This window comes from Lipingzhangella halophila (assembly GCF_014203805.1).
GTDB lineage: Bacteria > Actinomycetota > Actinomycetes > Streptosporangiales > Streptosporangiaceae > Lipingzhangella > Lipingzhangella halophila.
In genome coordinates this window covers 209130-231310 of sequence record NZ_JACHJT010000001.1, presented here as the reverse complement: position 1 = coordinate 231310, position 22181 = coordinate 209130, and the positions used below count along the sequence as shown (strand labels likewise).

The following is a 22181-nucleotide window of genomic DNA, read 5'->3' as shown; positions in this document are numbered from 1 at the left end:
TGACTCAGTGGCCGTGACCGTGGCCGTGGCCCGAGGAGTCCTCCTCGTCCTCTTCGGGCTTGTCCACGATGAGAACCTCGGTGGTGAGGAGCATCCCAGCGATGGACGCGGCGTTCTCCACAGCAGAGCGGGTGACCTTGACCGGGTCGATGATGCCCTGCGCCATCAGGTCGCCGTACTCGCCGGTGTTGGCGTTGTAGCCGTGCCCCGGCCCCAGCTCACCGATGCGGTACGTGACGACGTAGCCCTGGATGCCGGTGTTCTCGGCGATCCAGCGGGCCGGCTCGGGCAGCGCGCGGCGCAGGATCGCCGCACCCGTGGCCTCGTCGCCCGTCAGCGAGAGCGAGTCGATCGCCGTGGCCGCATGCACCAGTGAGGCGCCGCCACCGGCGATGATTCCCTCCTCGATCGCGGCGCGGGTGGCCGAGATCGCGTCCTCGAGGCGGTGCTTCTTCTCCTTGAGCTCCACCTCGGTGGCCGCGCCGACACGCAGCACGGAGACGCCGCCGGCGAGCTTCGCCAGGCGCTCCTGCAGCTTCTCGCGGTCCCAGTCGGAGTCGCTGGCCTCGATCTCCTTGCGGATCTGGTTGATCCGGTCGTCGACGTCGGACTGCGCGCCGTTGCCGTCGACGATCGTGGTCTCGTCCTTGGTGACCGTGATGCGCCGGGCGGTGCCCAGAACGTCGAGGTCGGCGTTCTCCAGGGTGAGGCCGACTTCCTCAGCGATGACCTGGCCACCGGTGAGGACCGCGATGTCCTGCAGCATCGCCTTGCGGCGCTCGCCGAAGCCGGGCGCCTTGACGGCGGCGACGTTCAGCGCGCCGCGCATCTTGTTCAGCACCAGCGCGCCCAGGGCGTCGCCCTCGACCTCCTCGGCGATGATGAGGAGGGGCTTCTTGGTCTCGACAATCTTCTCCAGCAGCGGAAGCAGCTCGTTGAGGCTGGAGATCTTGCCCTGGTGGATCAGGATGTGGGCGTTCTCCAGCACCGCTTCCTGGCGCTCGTTGTCGGTCACGAAGTAGGGCGAGACATAGCCCTTGTCGAACTGCATACCCTCGGTGAAGTCGAGGGTGAGCCCGAAGGTCGGCGCCTCCTCGACGGTGATGACACCGTCCTTGCCGACCTTGTCGAACGCCTCGGCGATCATGTCGCCGATCTGGGAGTCCTGCGCGGAGTTGGTGGCGACGTAGGCGATGTCCCCGCGCTCCTCGATCTCGCGGGCGCTCTTCTGCAGCACCTCGGAGACCTTCAGCGCGGCGGCGTCGATGCCGCTCTTCAGCGCCATCGGCGAGGCGCCCGCGGCGACACTGCGCAGCCCCTCGTGCACCAGCGCCTGCGCCAGGACGGTGGCCGTGGTGGTACCGTCGCCGGCGGCATCGTTGGTCTTGGTGGCGACCTCCTTGACGAGCTGCGCCCCAAGGTCCTCGTAGGGGTCGTCGAGCTCGATCTCACGCGCGACGGTCACACCGTCGTTGGTGATCGTGGGGGCGCCGAACTTCTTGTCGATGACGACATTGCGACCGCGCGGGCCGAGCGTCACCTTCACTGCGTTGGCGAGGCGGTCGACGCCCCGCTCAAGGGCGCGCCGGGCGTCGTCCTCGAATTCCAGGATCTTCGGCATTGTTGGTCCTCAATCCGTGCAAGTACACGTGCGAGTACGTCGGAGAACGAAAACCGCCCCACCCGGCGTCGCGCCGGCCGGGGCGGAATGTCATGTCGATGACGTCGGAGTGCCGGGACCTTACTTCTCGACGACCGCGAGCAGGTCGCGGGACGAGAGCACGAGGTACTCCTCGTTGTCGTACTTGACCTCGGTTCCGCCGTACTTGCTGTACAGGACGACGTCGCCGACCTTTACATCGAGGGCGACACGCTTTCCGCTGTCGTCCAGGCGGCCCGGGCCCACGGCGAGAACCTCGCCCTCCTGGGGCTTCTCCTTCGCAGTGTCCGGGATGACCAGGCCGGACGCCGTGGTCTGCTCGGCTTCGAGAGTCTTGACAACAACGCGGTCGTCAAGCGGCTTAAGCACGGTCTTGGTGGCGGTCGACACGGTTGTGACCTCCCCCTTCAGGTTCGAATTTTCGAAGCGGCATGCGTATAAAGGGGCGACCACGGCGGCCTGCCGTCGCGGGTGCCAGACCGACCTCGTCGCGATTAGCACTCTACCTTGGAGAGTGCCAGTACGGAACATTAGCCCCGGCTATGCGGCTCGTCAAACAACAGGTCACGAGGGAGAACGGTGCCGAACAGCGAGCACACGGCGGCCTTTCGCGCGCTACTGACACCGCCGGGTCAGGCACTGCTCGACACGGTCGACCCGGCCGAGGTCGCGGCCGACCCGCTCAAGGCCGCCTCCCGGCTCCGCCGCACCCCCGAGGCCAGCGACGGCACGTTCGACGTTTTCGGTGCCGCCGGCTCCGAGGTCGTGCAGGCCGCCCTGACCCAGGCGCGACTACGCGGGCGGGGGCGGGAGAAGTTCGGCGGCGCCGCCGCCCGGATGTACTTCACCTCCGCGGGGCTGGAGCAGGCCACGCGCCGCTCCGTCGCCGAGTACCGCGCCGGCAGGTTGGCAGCGGCCCTGGGGGAGGGGGCGCGCGTCGCCGACCTGTGCTGCGGGATCGGGGCGGACCTGCTGAGCATGGCCGCGGCGGGGCTGGTGGTCGACGGCGTGGACGCCGACCCCCTCACGGTCGCCGTCGCCGCCGCCAACATCGACGCCCGCGGACTCGCCGCGCGGGCACGGGCCCACCAGGCCGACGCCGCGGAGTTCGCCGGCCGCGGTGGTCTCGGCGACTACGACGCGGTGTTCTGCGACCCAGCGCGGCGCGGCGCCCGGGGGCGGGTGTTCGACCCGCACGCCTACTCGCCGCCGTGGGGCACGGTCGCGGACCTCGCCCGGACGGCGCCCGCCGCGTGCGTGAAGGCCGCGCCCGGGATCCCGCACGAGCTCGTCCCGGAGGGCGCCGGCGCGGAGTGGATCTCGGTCGACGGTGACGTGAAGGAGGCCGCGCTGTGGTTCGGCGCGCTGGGTACCGGGGACCGCCGGGCCACGCTGCTCCGCGAGAGCGGCGGCGCGCCGGCCACGCTGGCCGCCGAACCCGGACTGGCGCCGCCCGCCACCGCGCCGCCGCGCCACTACCTCTACGAGCCCGACGGGGCGGTGATCCGGGCGCACCTGGTGGCCGAGGCCGCGGCGCTGCTCGATGGCGCGCTGCTCGACCCGCACATCGCCTACATCACCTCCGACCACCTGGTCGAGACGCCCTTCTGCCGAGCGTACGAGGTGGAGGAGGTGCTGCCGTTCTCGCTCAAGCGCCTGCGCGCGGCACTGCGCGCGCGAGACGCCGGGACCGTAACGATTAAGAAACGCGGATCGGCGGTGGATGTCGAAAAGCTGCGCCGCGACCTGAAACCCGCGGGCCCCGAAACCGCCGTCGTGGTACTCACCCGAATCGGCGAACGCCCCGTCAGCCTGGTGTGTTCCGAGGTCACGGGGCCACTGGCGCGAAACGCCGGCCAACCGTGAGAACCACGCGCCGCGCTGTCCGGCCGTACGCGACAAAGCGGCCATAGGCGCTGTGTCGTGCCATAAGTTTCGTAACCATGCATTTTTCGGACTTTCATGGGGTGATTGAGGATCGGGTCGTTAAACTGAGCACGCTGGATCCATACCCCGCCCGTTGGATTCGTCCGGCGGCCCCCGGTGACGAGCAGGGTTTCGCCCGTAACCCCCACGCTTACGGCGCGTAGGCGCAGCGTTGCCACTGGTGTTCGCTGGCTCCCGATCGTTTCGCCACAAGCCCGCCGGACCCTGTCAGGACCATCACCCCCGTCCACCCCGAACTGGATGGGCGCGCAGCCACAGCTATAAGGAGCACCTCGGTGGAACAGACCAACCACAACTTCCTCAACGGAGGAGGTCAGACCGGGATCTCCGACCGAATGCGGGACCTCCTGTCAAAGGCCGCACAGGATCAGGTGTCCGAGCAGAAGTCGCAGGGTGCGGTCACCGAGGAGATGCGCCAGCGCCTCGAAGGCATGGAGTGGCTTCTACGCGAGTTCCGCGAGCGGGAGTTCGCGGCGCTGACCGAGTCGGTCTCCTCCGTCCAGACGCGCGTCGACGACCTCGCTTCCCGCCCGCCCGAATGGGCCGAGACCCTCGCCGAGCACATCGAACTGGTCGGCGAACGCGTTAAGCCGCTACTGGAGATGCCGGCGCTGCGCACGGACATCCGCGGAATAGCGAGCACCCTCGAAACCGTCACGAGCCGGCTCGATTCCGTGTCCGAGACGAGTTCCCGCACCGCCAGCCAGCTCGACGCGGTTACCGAGCGCCTGGAGCGGCTCGCGTCCAGCGTCGAGGAGCGGTTCGGCCGGCTCGATACTGCGGTGGAGACGTTCCAGCAGCGTGCCGAAGCCCTGGAGACCACGCTTGGCACCATCACCGAGCGGCTGGACCAGCAGCACGAGACCGCCATGGGCGCGGCGGCCGAGCGGCACGAAGGGCTCACGGTCACGATCGCCGAGGGCCGCGAGGCCCTGGAGCGCGCTGTCTCCGATGGCCGCGAGGCCCTGGAGCAGGCGTACGGCGAGCGCCACGAGGAGCTGCGCACCGCCATTCGTGAGCAGCACGAGGCGGTCACCAGCAAGCTGGACACCACCGCCGACGAGATGCGCGCCAAGGCCGAGGAGCGGCACGCCGCGATGGCGGCCAAGCTCGACGAGGGCCTGCAGTCCGTCAACGGCCGGACCGATGAGCTGCACGAGACCCTCACCACCAAGCTCGACGAGGGCCTGCAGTCCGTCAACGGCCGAGCCGACGAGCTGCACGAGACCCTCACCACCAAGCTCACCGAGACCAGCACGCACCTCAGCACCCAGGCCGAGGAGAACCACGCCGAGGCCACCGCCGCCGTGGCCGACGCGAACAACGCCGTCGTCAAGCTCTCCGAGTCCACCGACGAGAAGCTCGGCGACCTCCGCTCGCACCTGCGCCAGCGGATGGGCGAGCTGCACGAGCAGCTTGAGCTGCAGCGCGCGGAGCTTCGGGAGCGCGACGAGGCCGACAACGAGCACCTCGACACCAAGCTCCGCGAGACCGCCGAGACCCTGCGCGCCAAGGCTGACGAGGACCGCGCGAAGGCCGACACCGCCCTGGAGGAGCTGCGGACCTCCCTTGAGGAGAACGTCAGCGCGCTGCGCGCCAAGGGCGACGAGCACCACGACACCCTGGCCGCCCTGGTCGAGGAGTACCGGTCGGCCATGGACGAGCGCCTGGGGCAGCAGCACACCGAGCTCACCGGCAAGGTCGACCAGCACCTCAGCACCATGACCAGCAAGTTCGAGCACAACCTCGGCCGGTTGTCCGACCGGTTCGACACCTTCGAAGGACACTTCGAGGGCAGCTTCGAAGGCGTCGAGGGCAAGATCGACGGCGTCAACGGGCGGCTCGACGGCATCGAGGGCCGCGTCAACGGCGTTGAGGGCCAGTTCGAAGGGGTCAACGGACACTTCGAAGGGGTCGACGGTCGGCTTGAGGCCATCGACGACCGGATGGAGGCGATCAACCAGCGCCTCGGCCAGCTCCCCGCGTCCATGGAGGTCAGCGAGGTCCACCGGCGGCTGACCGAGCTCGTGGAGCGCCCGGTGGTCGACCACTCCGACAAGCTCGACACGATCGACCAGCACCTCGCCGACTCCCTGGAGCCCCTGATGCGCGAGCTGAAGACGCGGCCCGACCGGCACGAGTTCGAGGAGACGATCAGCGAGGCGGTGGACTCCTCGCACGACGACGTCACCAAGCGGCTCGCCTCCCTTGAGGAGACCATGCTCGCCCTCGCCGAGGCCCTCCTGCGTCCCGGGAAGGACGGCAAGAAGAAGCGCCGCTTCGAGGACGACGACGAGGACGACGAGTAACCGGACCGCACATCCCGGAACTCATCCAGCGGGGCCGGCCCACGGGCCGGCCCTTTCGTGTTCGACACTGCGCGCGCGGGGGCGGCGACACCTACCATGGGCTGCAGGCGGGGGAAGGAGAACGCATGTCGATCAATCTTCCGGACCGGAGCGTCGAGGCCGGTTCCCTGCGTCGCCAGGTCGAGGAGGCACCCGACCCCAAGGGGTTCCGGGTCGAGATCATCAGGGGAAAAGTCGTGATGTCGCCAACGCCGTCGTTCAAGCACGGCGGCATCGTCCGGCGAATCGAGCAGCAGTTGCTCGCCCAACTCGACGAGGGCCGGATCGCGCAACAGATGTACTCCATCGCCTCGCCCATCGACGCCGATGACTACTGCTCACCGGACCTCGTGGTCGTCCCCGCCGAGGTCGAGGACGAGGACGGGTGGCTGCTCGACGCCGACGCCGTTGACCTGACGGTCGAGGTCGCCTCACCAGGAAACGCCTCCTGCGACCTCACGGACAAGCTGGGCGAGTACGCGGCCTGGCAGATCCCGGTCTACCTACTGGCGGACCCCCGCAAGGGGGACATCCTCGTCCACTCCGATCCCCTCGACGGTAAGTACCGCACCACCCACGAGGCACGGTTCGGCGATGTCGTGGACCTGCCGGCACCCCTCCAGGGCCTGCGCGTCGACACCTCCGGGTTCCGGCGTTACAGCTGAGCACGGTGGTGGGCGGCCGGTACCCCGGAGGTCAGACCAGCCGCCAGCACTCGGTGCGGGTGCCCGATGGTGACGCGCGCAACGGGGCCGGCCTGCGGAGGTCGCTTCTGGTGCCCGATAGTGCGGCATCCAACGAGAGCAAGCGAAGGCCAGTGGTGGGCCAGCCCTCAGGGAATCGGTCCTGGTGCCCGATGGTGGCGCGCGCAACAGGGGCGGCGGCCGGTGGTGGGGTCCAGCGGGGGTGTCCGTGGTGTCGTTCTCGGTGCTGGATCGTATCGAGGGTGACTGTGGGGACGTTCTCGGCGCTGAGTATGTCCGTACGGTCAGTTTCGGTGCCGCGTGAGCCCTTGCGCATCCGCTATGTCCGGATTGTAAGCGGCCTGGGCGCCCAGAACGCCCGCACGAACACCTTCGCGGCACCCCACCGCACCAAGGGGCGCCACCCAGGCCCACCCAGCACCTTCGCTGCTCCTGTCGGGCGCGCCACCATCGGGCAGCCGCACCGACTATCGCCGGCCCGGCCACCCGCCGTCCTCGCTGCCCCCGTTGGACCCGCCACCACGCGCTCACCGCAGCGATGGGCACCACTGCGAACCACTCGCTGCCCTCGCTGCTCTGCCGGGCGCGGCCACGAGTCCCCCGTAACCGGTGAGGACCAACGCCTACGCCAACGGACTCTCCACCGGCAGGGAGGTGTCGACCGCCAGGTCGAGAGGGGACGGCGGTAGGCCGGCCGCGACGACCTCGGATCCCAGGGCCGCGATCATCGCTCCGTTGTCGGTGCACAGGCGGGGCGAGGGTACGCGCAGCTCGACGCCGGCCTCGGCGCAACGTTGGCCGGCCAGCTCGCGCAGCCGCGAGTTCGCCGCCACTCCCCCGCTGATCACGAGGTGTCCCACACCGTGCTGGACGCATGCGTCCACGGCCTTGCGGGTCAGCACGTCAACAACGGACTCCTGGAACGCCGCGGCGATGTCGGGCACCGCCGGCGCGCGGCCGTCGCGCTCACCGTCCTCCACCCATCGGGCCACCGCGGTCTTCAGGCCGGAGAACGAGAAGTCGAGGCTGCCGTCGCCCAACTTGCCGCGCGGGAAGTGGATGGTCGCCGGATCGCCTTCGCGCGCCGCGCGGTCGATCGGCGGTCCGCCCGGATACGGGAGCCCGAGGAGCCTGGCGACCTTGTCGTAGGCCTCCCCCGCGGCGTCGTCCACGGTGTCGCCGAGCAGGCGGACATCGGTGGCGAGGTCGCCCACGTACAGCAGGGACGTGTGGCCCCCCGACACCAGCAGCGCAATGCACGGCTTGGGCAGCGGACCGTGTTCAAGCTGGTCCACCGCCACGTGCCCGACCAGGTGGTTCACTCCGTAGAGCGGCACGTCCAGCGCCAACGCGTACGCCTTGGCCGCGGAGATGCCCACCAGGAGCGCCCCAGCCAGGCCCGGACCCGCTGTTACCGCGATCGCGTCGACATCGCGGAGCCGCTTGGCGAGACCGTCGGGCACCCGCGCCGGGGCGTCCACCGCCCGCCGCACGGTCGGGGTCATGGCTTCCAAGTGCGCTCTGCTGGCCACCTCGGGCACCACCCCGCCGAATCGGGCGTGCTCGCCGACGCTGGAGGCCACCTCGTCGCTGAGCAGGGTGCAGCCACGCACCAGGCCGACCCCGGTCTCGTCGCACGAGGTCTCGATTCCCAGGATCAGGGGGTGTTCGTCGCTACTCATCGTGTCTTCTCCTCGCCGGCCCGCCCGCTGGCGGGGCCGCACTCTCGCGCGCTCACGCGCCCTGGTCGTACGCGCCCGCATCGCTGTCGCTGCGGCGCATCACGACCGCGTCGGCGCCGCGATAGTACTGCCGCCGCACGCCGATCTCGGTGAACCCGAACCTGCGGTACAGATCCCGGGCGCGCGGGTTGTCGGAGCGCACCTCAAGGAACACGTCGGTGACGCCCCGGTCGTGTGCCGTGCTGAGCAGGTGCCTCAGCAGGGCCGTCCCGATCCCGTACCCCCACTGCGTCTCGGCGACCGCGATGGTCTGCACATCACCTTCGGGCGGGACCGCGCGCAGGCCGGCGTACCCGCGGATCCGGGGGCCGTCCGCGGCCTCCTGTGCCTCGGCGACGACGTAATGGCGCGAGTCCCCGGCCATCTCGCCGCGCAGCATCGACTCGCTCCACGCGTCCTCGGAAAACAGGGCGCGCTCCAGCTCCATGACGGCGCCAACGTCGCCTTCGGTCATGGGCCGTACCGTGACTCCCGGGCTCATTCCTGCCATTGCCGCACCTTCTTCGGGGCACTCGGCGTCGCGGCGTCAGGGCGACGCAGATAGAGGGGACGCGCCTCGGCAAGCTCCCGGCCCTCGGTGAGCCGCCGCAGGGCGACCTCGCCAAGCGCGGCCCCCGACGGGTACAGCGGCTCGGCGGACTCGGCGGACTGGCCGAAGGTGTCGCTGTACATCCCGGCCCCATGACCGATCACCGGCAGCCCGGACGTCACCACGTCGGCGGGCCGGTCGACGGCGATCTCCCCGGTGCGGGTCCGCGCGTCCTCGTAGCGGGCCCAGAACACCTCCTTGCGGCGCGCGTCGCTGGCCGCGATGAAGGGCGAGCGCCGCTGCGAGACGAACGCGAGGGCGTCCAGGGTGGCGACCCCGTGGCACTCGATCCCGAGGGCCTCGGCGAGGGCGTGCCCGGTGGCCAGGCCAACGCGCAGCCCAGTGTAGGGACCGGGGCCGATACCGACAGCGATGTGGGTCAACTCCGAGAGGGTCACCCCGGCCTGTCGCGTGACCTCGCGGATGCCGGGGGTCAGCAGCTCGCCGTGGCGGCGGGCGTCGACCGAGGACGCCTCGGCGCGCACACGCACGTCGTCCCCCTCGGACTCGCAGACCGCGATGGTGACGGCCGGAGTAGCGGTGTCGAAAGCCAGAAGCAGCACGGTACACCAGCCTATTGCGGGTCGAGCAGCACGTGAGCCCAACGGGTGCCGACTCCGGTCAGGTGGATGCCCCGGGTGTCGTCGGGCCGCCGCTCGATGGCGACCTCCAGCCGGTCGTCGGAGAGTTCCTCGGCGACGCCCTCGCCCCACTCCACGACCGTGACGGAGTCGCCGAGCGTGGCGTCCAGGTCGATGTCGTCCACCTCGACCGCGCTGCCCAGCCGGTAAGCGTCGACGTGCACCAGGGCGGGCCCCCCGTCCAGCGAGGGGTGGATCCGCGAGATCACGAAAGTCGGTGAGGTGATGGGGCCGCGCACGTTCAGCCCTTCGCCGATCCCCTTCACCAACGTGGTCTTTCCGGCACCAAGCGGGCCGGAAAGGATCACCAGGTCACCGGGGCGCAACAGGCCGGCGACCCGCCGGCCCGCCGCGCGCGTGCACGCGTCGGTGTCCGCGTTGAGCAGGACGGTGTTCACGCCGATGAGGGCAGTTGTGTCGGTCATGGGCTCACAGGGTCGTATCGGTCCAGAGGAGGGCGCGGCGCCCACATCTCCAGGGTAGGCACAACAGGCCGGGCGCGAGACGTTCCCGGGCGACTCGACCGGCTCGGGCACGACCGCGCACCGCTGCCCGGACGGCGGTGGCGCGGTCGCGCCAGGCGTTGATCTTGAGGATCTGGTTCCTTCGATCGCTGGTGGGGTTTCGTGGCTTTCCCGCCCGACCCCCGAGCGAGGCGCGGCAATGGGGCCACACCGGGGGGTAGGCATGGGGCCGCGCCGGGATGGGCTTCACCACCCCGAACACCGAAACCCGAGACGCTGTTCTAGAAACCCGATCCTCGAAACCGGCGCGATAAGCCTGGCATGGGCGGGCACTCAACGAAGCACTACCAGTCCCCGACATAGACGCGCGGCACCCGCGGGCTGATCCGGGTGACGATCTCATAGGGGATCGTGTCCAGCACCGAAGCCCAGTCCTGGGCGGTGGGCTCGCCTCCTTCACCGGCCCCGAAGAGGACAGCGTAGTCACCCGCCTCGGCAGTGTCGGCATCTGCGTCGTCTCCCAGGTCGAGGACGAACTGGTCCATGCACACGGTGCCGGCGATCGTCCTGCGCCGGCCGGCCGCGAACACGGGGGCCCTGTTGGTGGCCGCGCGCGGCACACCGTCGCCGTAGCCGAGCGGGACCAGGGCGAGCGTCGTGGACCGGTCGGTGACGTAGCGGTGCCCATAGGAGACACCGCCCCCTTCTGGAACCCGCTTGACCAGCGCGATCGCGGAACGCAGCGTCATCGCCGGGCGCAGCCCAGTGCCGGCGAGGTCGGGGATGGGGCTCAGCCCGTAGCCCGCGATACCGGGCCGCACCAGGTCGAAGTGGCTCTCGGGCAGGGTGAGCGTGGCGGCGGAGTTCGCGAGGTGCCGCACCTCCGGGCGCAAGCCGGCACGTTCCGCGACCTCCAGCGCATCGTGGAACGCACTCAACTGCGCCTTGATGGAGGAGTGGCCGGGTTCGTCGGAGCAGGCGAAGTGTGAGAACACCCCGGCGACCCGGAGCAGCCCGGCGGCTTCGGCGCGCGCCGCTGCCTCAACCACCGCCGGCCACTGGTCGCCGACCACACCGCCGCGGTTGAGCCCAGTGTCGACCTTGAGATGCACGCGGGCAGGGCGCCCGGTTTCTCGGGCGGCGGCGGTGATGCTCTCGACCAGCCAGAGCGCGCTGACCCCGAGATCAATGCCGGCGTCGATGGCCTCGGTCAGGGGAGCTCCCGGCGGGAGGATCCACGCCACCGTGCGAGTGTCGATGCCCGCACGGCGCAGCTCCATCGCCTCCTCGATGAACGCCGTTCCCAGCCACGTCGCGCCGCCAGCCAGCATCGCGCGGGCGGCGGGCAGCATCCCGTGCCCGTAACCGTCGGCCTTCACGACCCCCATGACCTGGGAGGCGGGTGCGTGGCGCCGCAGCACGGCGATGTTCTCACTGATCGCGCCCAAGTCGACGCGGGCTTCGGCGAACGGCGGCATGATCTCAGTGTGGCACGTACCGCGCCCGCGGTCGCGCCTCCTCCCACACCGCCGGCTCCGCACCACTGGCCCCTGGCGTGCGGGCACGGCTTCGTTCGGAAAACGGCGCAGCCCCGGTCGCCCGCCGGCGCTGCGCCGGCGGGCGACCGGGAGCTCGCGTGTCGCTAGCGGAGGAGCCGGGACGTGGTGCGCGGTAGGACCAGACCGAACAGACCGGTGGCCGCGTAGGGAACCTGGCCTGGCGCGAAGGCGCCCAGGATCAGGCTGATGTTGGCGCCCGGGGCCCGCAGGAAGTTCCGCATCCCGGGGTACGCGTGCGGCACCCGCCATCCGGTGATGAGCAGGCTGACCAGTGCCACGCCAGCGGCCCACACCCAGAGCCGGTGGCCCTGGGGGGCCGAGCCGAGCCACGCGCCCGCGTCGCGCAGTGCCGTCGCGGCATAGGCGGCCCCGCCCGCGGTACCGGAAGTCTCCGTGGCCGCGATGGTGGCACCGAAGGCCACGACGAGCACCGCGGCCGCGCCCAACGCAGCGGGGGCGACCGGCGCAAGGTCGAGACGGGTGGCGAGGTCGCGCTCGGTCGCGGTCAGATCCTCCCGGCTCGGGAAACGGCGCCAGGCGCGATCGCCCGCACGTGCCGCGCCCATCGCGAACGCCCGGCGTCGCCGCAGGAACCGCCAGCTGTCGCCGAGCGCCGCCGGGCCGCGGCTCGCGGCGATGACCGACAACGCGAGCTCGTGCAGGATCGAGGACAACGTGGTGGCCAGTACCGCTGGCAACCGTGCCCAGAGGAGCGCGGTCCTGCGGAATATCGGGGCGAAATCTCCGGGGACGCGCGCACCCGTCCGCACCGTGTACCCGCGTGCCCAGCTCCGCAACGACGCGAGCGGGGGCTCCCCTGGGAGCGGAGGGGTGGACTCGGCGGCCGGGCGCGCCAGCCGGTAGTCCATGATGACCCCGACCACCAGCAGGAGGAGCAGGATCCACCGAGTCAGCACGCCGCCACCGCTGAGCGTGTACACGACGCTGGTGACAGCGGTCGGCTCGACCCCGACCTGCGCCGCGTTGAACGTCATGTGCTCCACCGCCGCCACCCCCACGGCCAGCGGCGGCAGCACCCACATCCACAGCCCGTAGTGCCGGTAGCCGACAATCGCCAGGCCGAACGCGGCACCGATGAGGCCGGTGGTCACGGCGTGCCCGGAGAAGTGCACCCCCACATCCGGCATGCTGGACCAGCCCGGAAGCAGGGTGAACAGCCCGTACTCCGGCCCGGCGACCGCGAGGGCGGGCTCGGCTGTGAGGGACCGCAGGCCGTGCTCGGCCAGGTGGAAACCGGCCCCCGACGCCGCCGCGAGCAGCAGGTAGTCGACCGAGGCGAAGCGCTTGAAACGGCGCCGCGCGAACAGCCAGCACAGCACCACGGGAACGAGCTTGCCGACCTCCTCGGTGGGTACGGCGATGTAGGTGTGCCCGGCCCACCCATCGAGAGCGACCCCGGTCGTTCCCGCCACGGTCTGTTGGGCCAGCGCGATCGGCGCCAGGGCCAGGGCCCCGAGGGCGAGCACCGTAGTCAGCGTGGCAAAGCTGACCGTGCGCGAACGCGCCGGCCACGCGAGCTGGAAGAGCAGCCACACCATGGCGAGCGCGATCCCGAGTACGGCGGACACCTGCGGGACGAACACCCCGGCGAGCAGGAACACCGCGACCATGGCCCATCCCCACACCCCGCGCAGGACACGCAGCCCGCTGATCGTGCCCGGGCCGTTCTCCCGCAACGACTCGGCGCGCCGGGTCAGCCGCTCCACGAGATCCGGTCCCGGCCCGCGCGCACCGCGCGCGTGGCGGCCCCCGAACTCCAGGCACCCGTACTGCTGCGCGGCGCGCAGCAGGTCGGGGTCGCGCCCGGTCCGCGCCTCCTCCCCGAAGTCCGCCCGTGCCTGGGCCATGTCGGCACCCACGAGCGGCCGCACAAAATCGTCGGGCCCGGCCGCGACCGTCAAGGGAGAAGCGGTCACCAGCACCGCGGCGGAGAAGTCCTCAACGGCGACGATGAAGTCGGTGGGCTCGTCGCCCCAGCTCCGGATGAGGGCAACGATGGCGTCGGTGCGGCCGGGGACCTCGGTCACCGGTTCGTAGGCGTGTTCGGCCCGGGTCCGGCAGACCAGCAGGCGGTCGACGCCCATGGCGGTGCCCGCCGCGACGATCGCCTGGATCAGCTTGGTGTCACGGGTAGCGGTGAACGGAACGACGATCTTGCGGTCGGTCCGGAGCCACTCCTGGGCGAACTCTGTCGCGTTCGCACAGAGGCGCAGGACAAGGTCGCGCGTGAGCATGGCCTGTTCGTCCATGAGCTCCCTTACCGTGCCCGTTTGAGACAAGTTTGCCGCCTGGATATTTCGGGGCGGCCACGAACGACGGCGGACACTGCGGCCAGAACCCCAAAGGCGCGCCTACGTTACCGCGACGGAACACTGTCGGTTCAAGCCGTGCTGATCGGAGCGCCGGCGCCCGATCGCGGTGCGTCCTTACCCACCAACGACGGCGTGGAGCCGACCGCGAAAGTCGTTGCCGATCCCCGCACCCTCCTCGCCGTGTGGCCGTCGGCATCGCGGTGCAACCGCGCAGAATCGGCCGCCGGAGACGCCGGGCCGGCGGCTGGTCGGGAGTCCGGCGAGAGCGGCGAAGGCGCCGGGGTTGGTCGCGAGCTGTACGGGTTCGGTATCGAAGTTGACCGCGGGAACCCTTCCGGCGCCGGGAATTTCCCGGCGGACACCCTCGATGCGCCCCGCCACCGAGCGGGAACGCGGCGCCGGCCGGTGTGTCGAGGGGCCAGCCCGAGTCCCGCGGCACCGCCGGGGGAACCGCCGCCCAACAGCGCCCGCGCGGGACTACCGCGTCCGGGATGTACGCCGGCGCGCACGCGGCGCCCGCGCGCTCATTCCGCCCGCAGTGCCCGGATCGCGGCCGGCAGCGCGTCAATGAGGTCGGACGCGCCGATCGGCCCGCCGTCATGCGCCAGCCGGGCGGCCAGCCCGTGCAGGTAGGCCCCGCACATCGCGGCCTCGCGTGGCGCCAGCCCGCCGGAGAGCAGACTCCCGACCAGCCCCGACAGCACATCGCCGGTTCCGGCCGTGGCCAGCAGGGATGTCCCGGTCGGGTCGGCCGCAGCAGGGCGTCCCGGCTCGGCGATGACCGTGGTTGACCCCTTCAGCAGCACCACACAGCGGTACTCCTCGGCGGCGCGGGTCGCGTGCTCCAGCCGCCGGGCCTCGACCTCGCGGGGGCTGGTGTCCGGAAGCAGCCGGGCCAGCTCACCCGCGTGCGGGGTGAGCAGAGTGGGCGCCGCGCGGTCGCGGACGAGCCGCGGACGCTGGCCCAGCAAGGTCACCGCGTCGGCGTCGAGCAGCACCGGAGCAGAGGTCGCCAGGATGCTCTCAAGCTCCGCCGCGGCGGCGCCGTCGACCCCGCGCCCCGGCCCCACGACCCACGCGTTCACCCCTTCCGGCAGGCCGGCCAGCGGGTCGCCGGGATCGAGCACCGACACCACGACCTCCGGCCACCGGCGCACCACCTCGGTCGCCACCGCCTCCCGGCCCGCGTAGCGAACCATCCCGACGCCGCCGCGCAGCGCGCCGCCCGCCGCCAGCACAGCGGCACCCCGGAAGCGGTCCGACCCCACCGCCATCCCGAGCACCCCGCGGCGGTACTTGGTGGACTCGGGCTCCGGACGCGGCAACAGCGCGTCGATGTCGCCGGCCTGCGGGCACTCCAGGCGTGCTGTCGGCAGCTCGCCCGCCAGCCCGATGTCCACGAACTCCACGACCCCGGCGTGCGCGGCCCCGGGGTTCACGAAGAGCCCCGGCTTGTGCGTCCCGAATGTCGCGGTGACATCGGCGCGCACGGCCGTCCCCTCGACGGCCCCGGTGTCGACGTCGATCCCGCTGGGCAGGTCCACCGCCACTACCGGCGCCTCAGCGGCGCCGGCGAGAATGGCCAGGGACGCGTGCGGTCCTCGAAGCCCGCCGCTGCCACCGATCCCGACGAGGCCGTCGACGATCAGGTCCGCCGCGGCGACCTCCATGGAGGCGGCGGATCCCGCCGGGATCTCCGCGGAGCGCGGCACGTCCACCGCCCGGCCGCCCGCCGCCCGCAACGCGGCGAGCCCGGCCTCGTGGACACGTGACCCGACGAGCAGCGCCCGCACCGCGGCACCGCGCCTGGCGAGCTGGCTGCCCGCGTAGAGAGCGTCTCCCCCGTTGTCTCCGCTGCCAATAAGCAGCACGACGCGGGAACCGTAGACGCGCGGGAGCACCCGCGCGCACACTCCAGCCAGCCCGGTGGCCGCCCGCTGCATGAGCGCGCCGTCGGGCAGCCGCGCCATCAGCTCCCCCTCGGCCTTGCGCACCGTCTCCACCGCGTGTGCGTAGCGCACGCCGCCTCCCCGTAGCGTCGATGATCCCGGTCTCTGCCCTCGTCCCCGAGCATGCCCCAGACCGTCCCGGGAAGCACGCCTACCGGTGGCGCGCACCGCGCGCGGCGAATTACGGTCGTAAGATCCAGACCCGCCCGCCGTCGTGCACGGGTGCGCGCCGGCCACTGATTTACTGGTGGAGCCAGATTCCAGGCACCAAGAGCAGCACGGGACACACCGCATGACCTCAACCGACGACCGCATCGCGACGGAGGACGGACTGTCCGAACGCGTCGCCCACCTGCAGAACGCCATGCACCGGCTCGGCGCGGACGTCATCCGGCTGCAGACCCAACTCAGCGATCTCGCGTCCGCGGCGCCGCAGGAGGCGGATAGTCCGGCGGCCGAGGCGCCCCCGTTCATCTTCAACCTGTCGCGCGACGCCTACAAGAACGAGCTCAGCTCCCTGGTGACATGGGTGAACGAGTTCCTGGTTCCGGTGTACGTCGGTGAGGGGATCCCCTGGTGCCCGGTTTGGTGGGAGCACCACGAGGCGGTCGGCCGGCTGCACGCGCTGCGCCTGGCCTACCGGGAGCTCACCGACACCGAGGTGTCCGGGGCGACCGGCCCCGGAATCTGGCACCGCGACCACCTCGGCCCGGCACTGGACCGGCTCTGCGCCGAGACCGGCCCGTTCGCGTCGTGCCTCACCGGCAAGGGACACGTGGAGCGCCGCCGGTCGCAGGCCGCGGCGCAGTCCGCGTAGGGGCTGAGGGCACTCGGCTCACATCCGGTGCATCTCGGTCAGGTCGATGTCGATCTCGAACGGGCTGCTGACCTTGAGCCGGTCCTCGTGGATACCCCTGGCCACGTAGGTCCGAGTGGCCGGGTCCAGCTCGTAGACGTAGACCTTGGGTTCACCGCCGTCATTCTCGACGCGCCAGAAATGCGGGATCCCGGCCTGCGCGTAGATCTGCGGCTTGCGTTCGCGGTCGCGCACCATGGAGTCCGGAGAGACGACCTCAACCGCGAGTAGTACGGCATCGGGAGGGTAGGTCCCCACGTCCTCCGATTCTTCGGATTCGGCCCGGACTACCAGGACATCGGGTTCGGGCCGCTGCTTGGGCCCAATGGTCACGGTCATCTCCCCGCGCACCAGGAGATGCTCCGGCAAGTTCTCTGCCAAGCGCCGCTCGAGGAGACGTATCACTCGCCAGTGAAAAAGCTTCTGTGGAGTCACGAAAACGAGACTCCCGTCGATGAGCTCGGTGTGCGAGGGGAGATCCGGAATCCGGTCGAGATCATCGGCGCTGAAGCCTTCGGGGGGCGGTACCGGCCAGTTGACCTTCGGCGAGGATGCGACCTGGGGTTCGGTCGCGGGGGGAGCGCTCATGTCGCTGCCTCCGGTGGTCGGATCGGTGTCATCGCCCAGAGTAGCCATTGGTGCCGTCCCGTAACGGTGATTTCCACAGATTGTCCCACTCGGGGAGCGCACTCACCCGGGTTCCTACCCGCGCGCCGCCCACCGCACCAACACGGCTCGCAACTCAGGTCTTGCGCAGCCGTACCCGGCGGATCAGGTGGTCCCCGCCCTTGTACAGCACGAGCGTGGCCCGGCCGCGCGTGGGCAGGATGTTCTCGACCAGGTTCACCTCGTTGATGCTGTGCCAGACGTCCGAGGCGAACTCCAGCGCCTTCTCCTCGCTGGCCGTGGTGGCGATGGAGTGGAAGTAGGAGCGCGGGTCGGCGAACGCGGTGCGCCGCAGCTCGCGGAACCGGTCCAGGTACCAGGACCGGATGTGCTCCACCCGGGCGTCGACGTAGATCGAGAAGTCGAAGAAGTCCGCCACCGCCAGCCGGCCCGGCTGCGGCGGCTGCAGGACGTTGATGCCCTCGACGATGAGGATGTCGGGCCGGTAGACGGTCTGCACGCCACCGGGGACGATGTCGTAGGCCAGGTGCGAGTAGACCGGCAGCTCCGCCCGTGCCGCTCCGGCCTTCATCTCCGACACGAACCGCACCAGCGCGCGCCGGTCGTAGCTCTCGGGGAAGCCCTTGCGGTTCATGATCCCGCGCTGCTGCAGCACGGAGTTCGGGTAGAGGAAGTTGTCCGTGCTCACCAGCTCGACGCTGGGGTGGTCGGGCCACTGGGCGAGCAGGGTGCGCAGCAGCCGGGCCGTGGTCGACTTGCCAACGGCCACGCTGCCGGCCACACCGATGACGAAGGGGGCCGGGCGGTCGTCCTCGCCGAGGAAGCCGCGCACCGCCGCGTGGCGCTCCCGCGTGGCTTTGACGTACAGGTTGAGCAGCCGCGACAAAGGCAGATAGATGTCGCGGACCTCGTCCATTGACGTGGGGTCGGTTGTTCCGCGCAGAACTTCGAGCTCCGCCTCGGTCAGGGCGAGCGGAGTCGAGTCGCGCAATGCCGCCCATGCCGCCCGGTCGAGTTCGACGTACGGCGAGAGGACGCCATTTTTGGTCGCGTGAGACACGGTTGCCCACCTTAGATGAAAGCGGTTCTGGTTCCCCGCACCGCCCCTGCCCCAGCGGGCGGCACGTTTCCCGCTCGACGCGCCACTGGCGGCGCCGCGAACCTGGCCGGAACCGGCCCGGGAGTGCGCAATGTCTCGATCAGGGGCCGCCGGGCCCCGGACCCCCGCCCGCGCAGCGGGACCCCCTGCCCTGACGTGCGTCAGAACCGCGCCGCACCCTAGTGGTCTATACCGCTACCTGCGAAAATAGCGAATGGTTTGGCGTGTTCCGGAGTCAGAGGACCCGGTTCGGTTGGCTACGCTTGCGCCCATGTGCGGAATCGTTGGCTACGTCGGGCCGCAACCGGCGCTTGAGGTCGTTGTGGATGGCCTCGCACGGCTTGAGTATCGCGGGTACGACTCCGCGGGTATCGCCGTCCTCAGTGATGGCAGGCTCCAGACCGAGAAGCGGGCCGGCAAGCTCGCCAACCTGCGAGCGGTTCTGGATCACGACGCGCCCCCCGCCGACGGCATCGGGATCGGTCACACCCGCTGGGCCACGCACGGCCCCCCCACCGATATCAACGCCCACCCCCACGTCGACAACGACAACCGGGTGGCCGTGATCCACAACGGGATCATCGAGAACTTCGCGCCGCTGCGCCTGGAACTTGAGGAGCGCGGGTGCAAGTTCACCTCCGAGACCGACACCGAGGTCACCGCGCACCTGCTCGCTGAGGAGCTGAAGGAGCGCGGCGACCGCGACCTCGCTGGCGCCATGCGATCGGTCTGCCGGCGGCTCGAAGGGGCCTTCACGCTCGTGGCCATGTTCGCCGACGCCCCCGAACTGGTGGTGGCCGCGCGGCGCAACTCCCCCCTGGTCGTCGGCCGGGGCGAGGGGGAGAACTTCCTCGCCAGCGACGTCGCCGCGTTCATCGCGCACACCCGCGATGCCGTCGAACTGGGTCAGGACCAGGTCGTGGAGCTGCGGGCCGACTCCGTGACCGTCACCGACTACGACGGCCGCCCCGCCGATGTCCGCGAGTACCACGTCGACTGGGACGCGTCCGCCGCCGAGAAGGGCGGCTACGAGTACTTCATGCTCAAGGAGATCGTCGAGCAGCCGCGCGCCGTCGCCGACACCCTCCTGGGCCGCGTCGCCGTCGACGGCACGCTCACGCTCGACGAGATGCGGCTCGCCCCCTCCGAGCTGCGCGACATCGAGAAGATCGTGATCATCGCGTGCGGCACCTCCTACCACGCGGGCCTGATCGCCAAGTACGCGATCGAGCACTGGTGCCGTGTGCCGTGCGAGGTGGAGGTCGCCAGCGAGTTCCGCTACCGCGACCCCATCCTGAACCGGCAGACGCTGGTGATCGCGATCTCCCAGTCCGGCGAGAGCATGGACACCCTGATGGCGGTGCGGTACGCGCGCGAGCAGCGCGCCCGTGTGCTGGCCATCTGCAACGTGAACGGGTCCACGATCCCGCGCGAGTCCGACGGGGTTCTCTACACCCACGCCGGGCCCGAGGTCGGGGTCGCCGCGACCAAGACGTTCCTCACCCAGCTCGTGGCGTGCTACCTCGTCGGGCTGTACCTGGCCCAGGTCCGCACCGTGAAGTTCGGCGACGAGATCAACGCGGTCATCGAGCAACTCGCGAACATGCCCGAGCAGGTCGAGAGCGTCCTGACGACGATCGACCCGGTGCGCCAGCTCGCGCGCTCGCTCAGCAGCGCCGACACCGTGCTGTTCCTCGGCCGGCACGTGGGCTACCCGGTGGCCCTCGAAGGCGCCCTCAAGCTCAAGGAGCTTGCCTACATGCACGCCGAGGCGTTCGCCGCCGGGGAGCTCAAGCACGGGCCGATCGCGCTGATCGAGGAGGGGCTGCCGGTGGTCGTCGTCGTGCCCTCCCGCGAGGGCCGCGGCGTGCTCCATGACAAGATCGTGTCCAACATCCAGGAGATCCGCGCCCGAGGGGCGCGCACCATCGTGATCGCCGAGCAGGGCGACACCACGGTGCGCCCGTTCGCCGACGAGCTGATCGAGATCCCGCCCGTACCCACGCTGCTGCAACCGATCATCAGCACGGTCCCGATGCAGGTGTTCGCCTGTGAACTGGCCCTGGCCAAGGGCAACGACGTCGACCAGCCACGCAACCTCGCCAAGAGCGTCACGGTCGAGTAGCCGGCGGACTCCCCCGAAGGCGCACACCGCCGAACGGGGACGCGAAACGCGAACGGTGCGGGTGCTCCGCGGAGCACCCGCACCGTTGTACGTGTGAGCCGTATTTCCCGGCTTTCCCAGCAGCGAAGCGGCCGGATCCCGGCGCCGTGCGCCGGACCCGGACCGTACAGCCGTCAGTTTCCCAGGGCGGACCGCACCACTCCGGCCAAGCGCTCGGCGACCTCCTGGGCCCGCGTTTCCGCGGCGGCCTCCACCATGACGCGGACCTTCGGCTCGGTGCCGCTTGGCCGGATCAGCACCCGGCCGGTGTCGCCGAGCTCGGTCTCGGCTCGGGCGACGGCCTCGGCGAGCTCACTGCTGCTTGTGGCCCGGCTCCGGTCGACGTTGGGCACGTTGATGAGAACCTGCGGCAGCTTGGTCATGACCTTGGCCAGCTCGTCGAGGGGCCGGCGCCGATGGCTCACCGCCCCGAGCAGGTGCAGGCCCGTGAGCAGACCGTCGCCGGTGGTCGCGTGGTCGAGCAGCACAACGTGGCCGGACTGCTCGCCTCCCAGCGAGTAGCTGCCGGCCTTCATCTCCTCAAGGACGTAGCGGTCCCCGACGGGGGTCTCCACCACCGTGATGCCGGCCTCCTTCATGGCCAGTTTCAGGCCCAGGTTCGACATCACCGTGATGACGAGGGTGTCCTCGGCGAGCCGGCCCGACTCCTGCAGCTCCAGAGCGAGGATCCCGAGGATCTGGTCCCCGTCGATCACCGTTCCGTCGGCCGCCACAGCCAGGCAGCGGTCCGCGTCGCCGTCGTGGGCGATACCGGCGTCGGCCCCGTGCTCGCGCACGGCAGTGCGCAGCGCACCGAGCTGGGTCGACCCGCACCCCTCATTGATGTTCAGGCCGTCGGGCCGGTCGCCGATGGTGATGACCTCGGCGCCGGCACGCCGCAACGCCTCGGGCGCCACAGTGGTTGCCGCGCCGTTCGCGCAGTCCACCACCACGCGCAGCCCGTCGAGCCGGTGCGGCAACGAGCCGAGGAGGTGCTGGATGTAGCGTTCGGCGCCGTCGGAGGTGTCACTCACCCGGCCGATGGCGGCGCCCTCCACAGGCTCGGCAGTGCCGCCCAGGCCGGCCTCGATCGCGTCCTCGACCTCATCGGGCAGTTTCTGGCCGCCCCGCGCGAAGAACTTGATGCCATTGTCGGGCGCGGCATTGTGGCTGGCCGACAGCATCACACCGAAGTCGGCGTCGAGCGCGTCGGTGAGGTACGCGACAGCCGGGGTGGGCAGCACGCCCAAGCGGACGACGTCCACACCGGAACTCGCCAGCCCCGCGACGACCGCCGCCTCCAGGAACTCACCGGACGCCCGCGGATCACGCCCGACCACCGCGCGAGGGCGATGGTCCCCCACGGCCAGGACCTGCGCGGCGGCGATGGAGAGCTCCAGCGCCAGCGATGCGGTGAGGTCGCGCCCGGCGACCCCCCGGACTCCGTCGGTACCAAAAAGCCGAGCCACGGACCATTCGCCCCTTCTACGTGGAGAGCA

The 22181-nt window shown here is 70.7% G+C and carries 17 protein-coding genes; 5 read left to right on the top strand and 12 right to left on the bottom strand.

All coding sequences use genetic code 11. The annotated features are described in order from the left end of the window. Nucleotides 1–4: 4 nt before the first annotated feature. Together groL and groES are read right to left on the bottom strand one after the other, a co-directional pair. A complete protein-coding gene (gene groL, locus F4561_RS01145; protein WP_184573881.1) occupies nt 5–1621 on the bottom strand; it encodes a chaperonin GroEL in 1617 nt (538 codons plus the stop codon). A gap of 120 nt (nt 1622–1741) precedes the next feature. Further along, complete coding sequence (gene groES / locus F4561_RS01140) at nt 1742–2050, bottom strand: co-chaperone GroES (RefSeq protein WP_123201961.1); 309 nt, start codon at nt 2048–2050, stop codon at nt 1742–1744. 189 nt (nt 2051–2239) lie between these two features. Here groES and F4561_RS01135 point away from each other — a divergent pair, with 189 nt between their 5' ends. The 3 genes from F4561_RS01135 to F4561_RS01125 all read left to right on the top strand — a co-directional run bounded on the left by F4561_RS01135 (nt 2240) and on the right by F4561_RS01125 (nt 6620). After that, nucleotides 2240–3526 (top strand): class I SAM-dependent methyltransferase, encoded by a 1287-nt coding sequence (locus F4561_RS01135; protein ID WP_184573879.1) that lies wholly within the window; start codon nt 2240–2242, stop codon nt 3524–3526. 356 nt (nt 3527–3882) lie between these two features. After that, a complete protein-coding gene (locus tag F4561_RS01130; protein WP_184573877.1) occupies nt 3883–5916 on the top strand; it encodes an apolipoprotein A-IV repeat region-like domain-containing protein in 2034 nt (677 codons plus the stop codon). Between the two features lie 125 nt (nt 5917–6041). Beyond that, nucleotides 6042–6620, top strand: a complete 579-nt coding sequence (locus F4561_RS01125) for a Uma2 family endonuclease (protein WP_184573875.1) — start codon at nt 6042–6044, stop codon at nt 6618–6620. 662 nt (nt 6621–7282) lie between these two features. Here F4561_RS01125 and tsaD read toward each other — a convergent pair. From tsaD to F4561_RS01090, 7 genes are all read right to left on the bottom strand, one after another. Then, entirely contained in the window at nt 7283–8341 is a 1059-nt protein-coding gene (gene tsaD / locus F4561_RS01120) for a tRNA (adenosine(37)-N6)-threonylcarbamoyltransferase complex transferase subunit TsaD (RefSeq protein WP_184573872.1), read from the bottom strand. 52 nt (nt 8342–8393) lie between these two features. Next, nucleotides 8394–8891 carry a ribosomal protein S18-alanine N-acetyltransferase gene (gene rimI / locus F4561_RS01115; protein WP_246437115.1) on the bottom strand — a complete coding sequence of 166 codons (498 nt, stop codon included), beginning with the start codon at nt 8889–8891 and terminating at the stop codon, nt 8394–8396. Next, entirely contained in the window at nt 8879–9553 is a 675-nt protein-coding gene (gene tsaB / locus F4561_RS01110) for a tRNA (adenosine(37)-N6)-threonylcarbamoyltransferase complex dimerization subunit type 1 TsaB (RefSeq protein ID WP_184573870.1), read from the bottom strand. Before tsaB ends, rimI begins: the two co-directional genes overlap by 13 nt. Nucleotides 9554–9564: 11 nt before the next feature. After that, nucleotides 9565–10056 carry a tRNA (adenosine(37)-N6)-threonylcarbamoyltransferase complex ATPase subunit type 1 TsaE gene (gene tsaE, locus F4561_RS01105; RefSeq protein WP_184573868.1) on the bottom strand — a complete coding sequence of 164 codons (492 nt, stop codon included), beginning with the start codon at nt 10054–10056 and terminating at the stop codon, nt 9565–9567. 383 nt (nt 10057–10439) lie between these two features. Then, nucleotides 10440–11573 (bottom strand): alanine racemase, encoded by a 1134-nt coding sequence (alr, locus tag F4561_RS01100; RefSeq protein WP_184573865.1) that lies wholly within the window; start codon nt 11571–11573, stop codon nt 10440–10442. A gap of 164 nt (nt 11574–11737) precedes the next feature. Further along, on the bottom strand, nt 11738–13924 hold the full coding sequence (locus F4561_RS01095; protein ID WP_184573863.1) for a PrsW family intramembrane metalloprotease: 2187 nt from the start codon (nt 13922–13924) through the stop codon (nt 11738–11740). 587 nt (nt 13925–14511) lie between these two features. Then, nucleotides 14512–16008, bottom strand: a complete 1497-nt coding sequence (locus tag F4561_RS01090; protein WP_184573861.1) for an NAD(P)H-hydrate dehydratase — start codon at nt 16006–16008, stop codon at nt 14512–14514. Nucleotides 16009–16228: 220 nt separating this feature from the next. On the opposite strand from F4561_RS01090, the gene F4561_RS01085 reads away from it, so the two are divergent. Further along, nucleotides 16229–16753 carry a DUF4913 domain-containing protein gene (locus F4561_RS01085; RefSeq protein ID WP_184573859.1) on the top strand — a complete coding sequence of 175 codons (525 nt, stop codon included), beginning with the start codon at nt 16229–16231 and terminating at the stop codon, nt 16751–16753. A gap of 18 nt (nt 16754–16771) precedes the next feature. Here F4561_RS01085 and F4561_RS01080 read toward each other — a convergent pair whose 3' ends face one another. Together F4561_RS01080 and coaA are read right to left on the bottom strand one after the other, a co-directional pair. Beyond that, the gene (locus tag F4561_RS01080; protein WP_246437114.1) at nt 16772–17380 is read right to left on the bottom strand and encodes a Uma2 family endonuclease; all 609 of its coding nucleotides are present in this window, start codon (nt 17378–17380) and stop codon (nt 16772–16774) included. A 154-nt stretch (nt 17381–17534) separates the two neighbouring features. After that, nucleotides 17535–18479, bottom strand: a complete 945-nt coding sequence (coaA, locus tag F4561_RS01075) for a type I pantothenate kinase (protein WP_184573855.1) — start codon at nt 18477–18479, stop codon at nt 17535–17537. A gap of 310 nt (nt 18480–18789) precedes the next feature. On the opposite strand from coaA, the gene glmS reads away from it, so the two are divergent. Next, a complete protein-coding gene (glmS, locus tag F4561_RS01070; protein ID WP_184573853.1) occupies nt 18790–20643 on the top strand; it encodes a glutamine--fructose-6-phosphate transaminase (isomerizing) in 1854 nt (617 codons plus the stop codon). Nucleotides 20644–20816: 173 nt separating this feature from the next. Here glmS and glmM read toward each other — a convergent pair whose 3' ends face one another. Next, nucleotides 20817–22151, bottom strand: coding sequence for a phosphoglucosamine mutase (glmM, locus tag F4561_RS01065; protein ID WP_184573851.1), 1335 nt, complete (start codon nt 22149–22151; stop codon nt 20817–20819). Nucleotides 22152–22181: the final 30 nt, after the last annotated feature.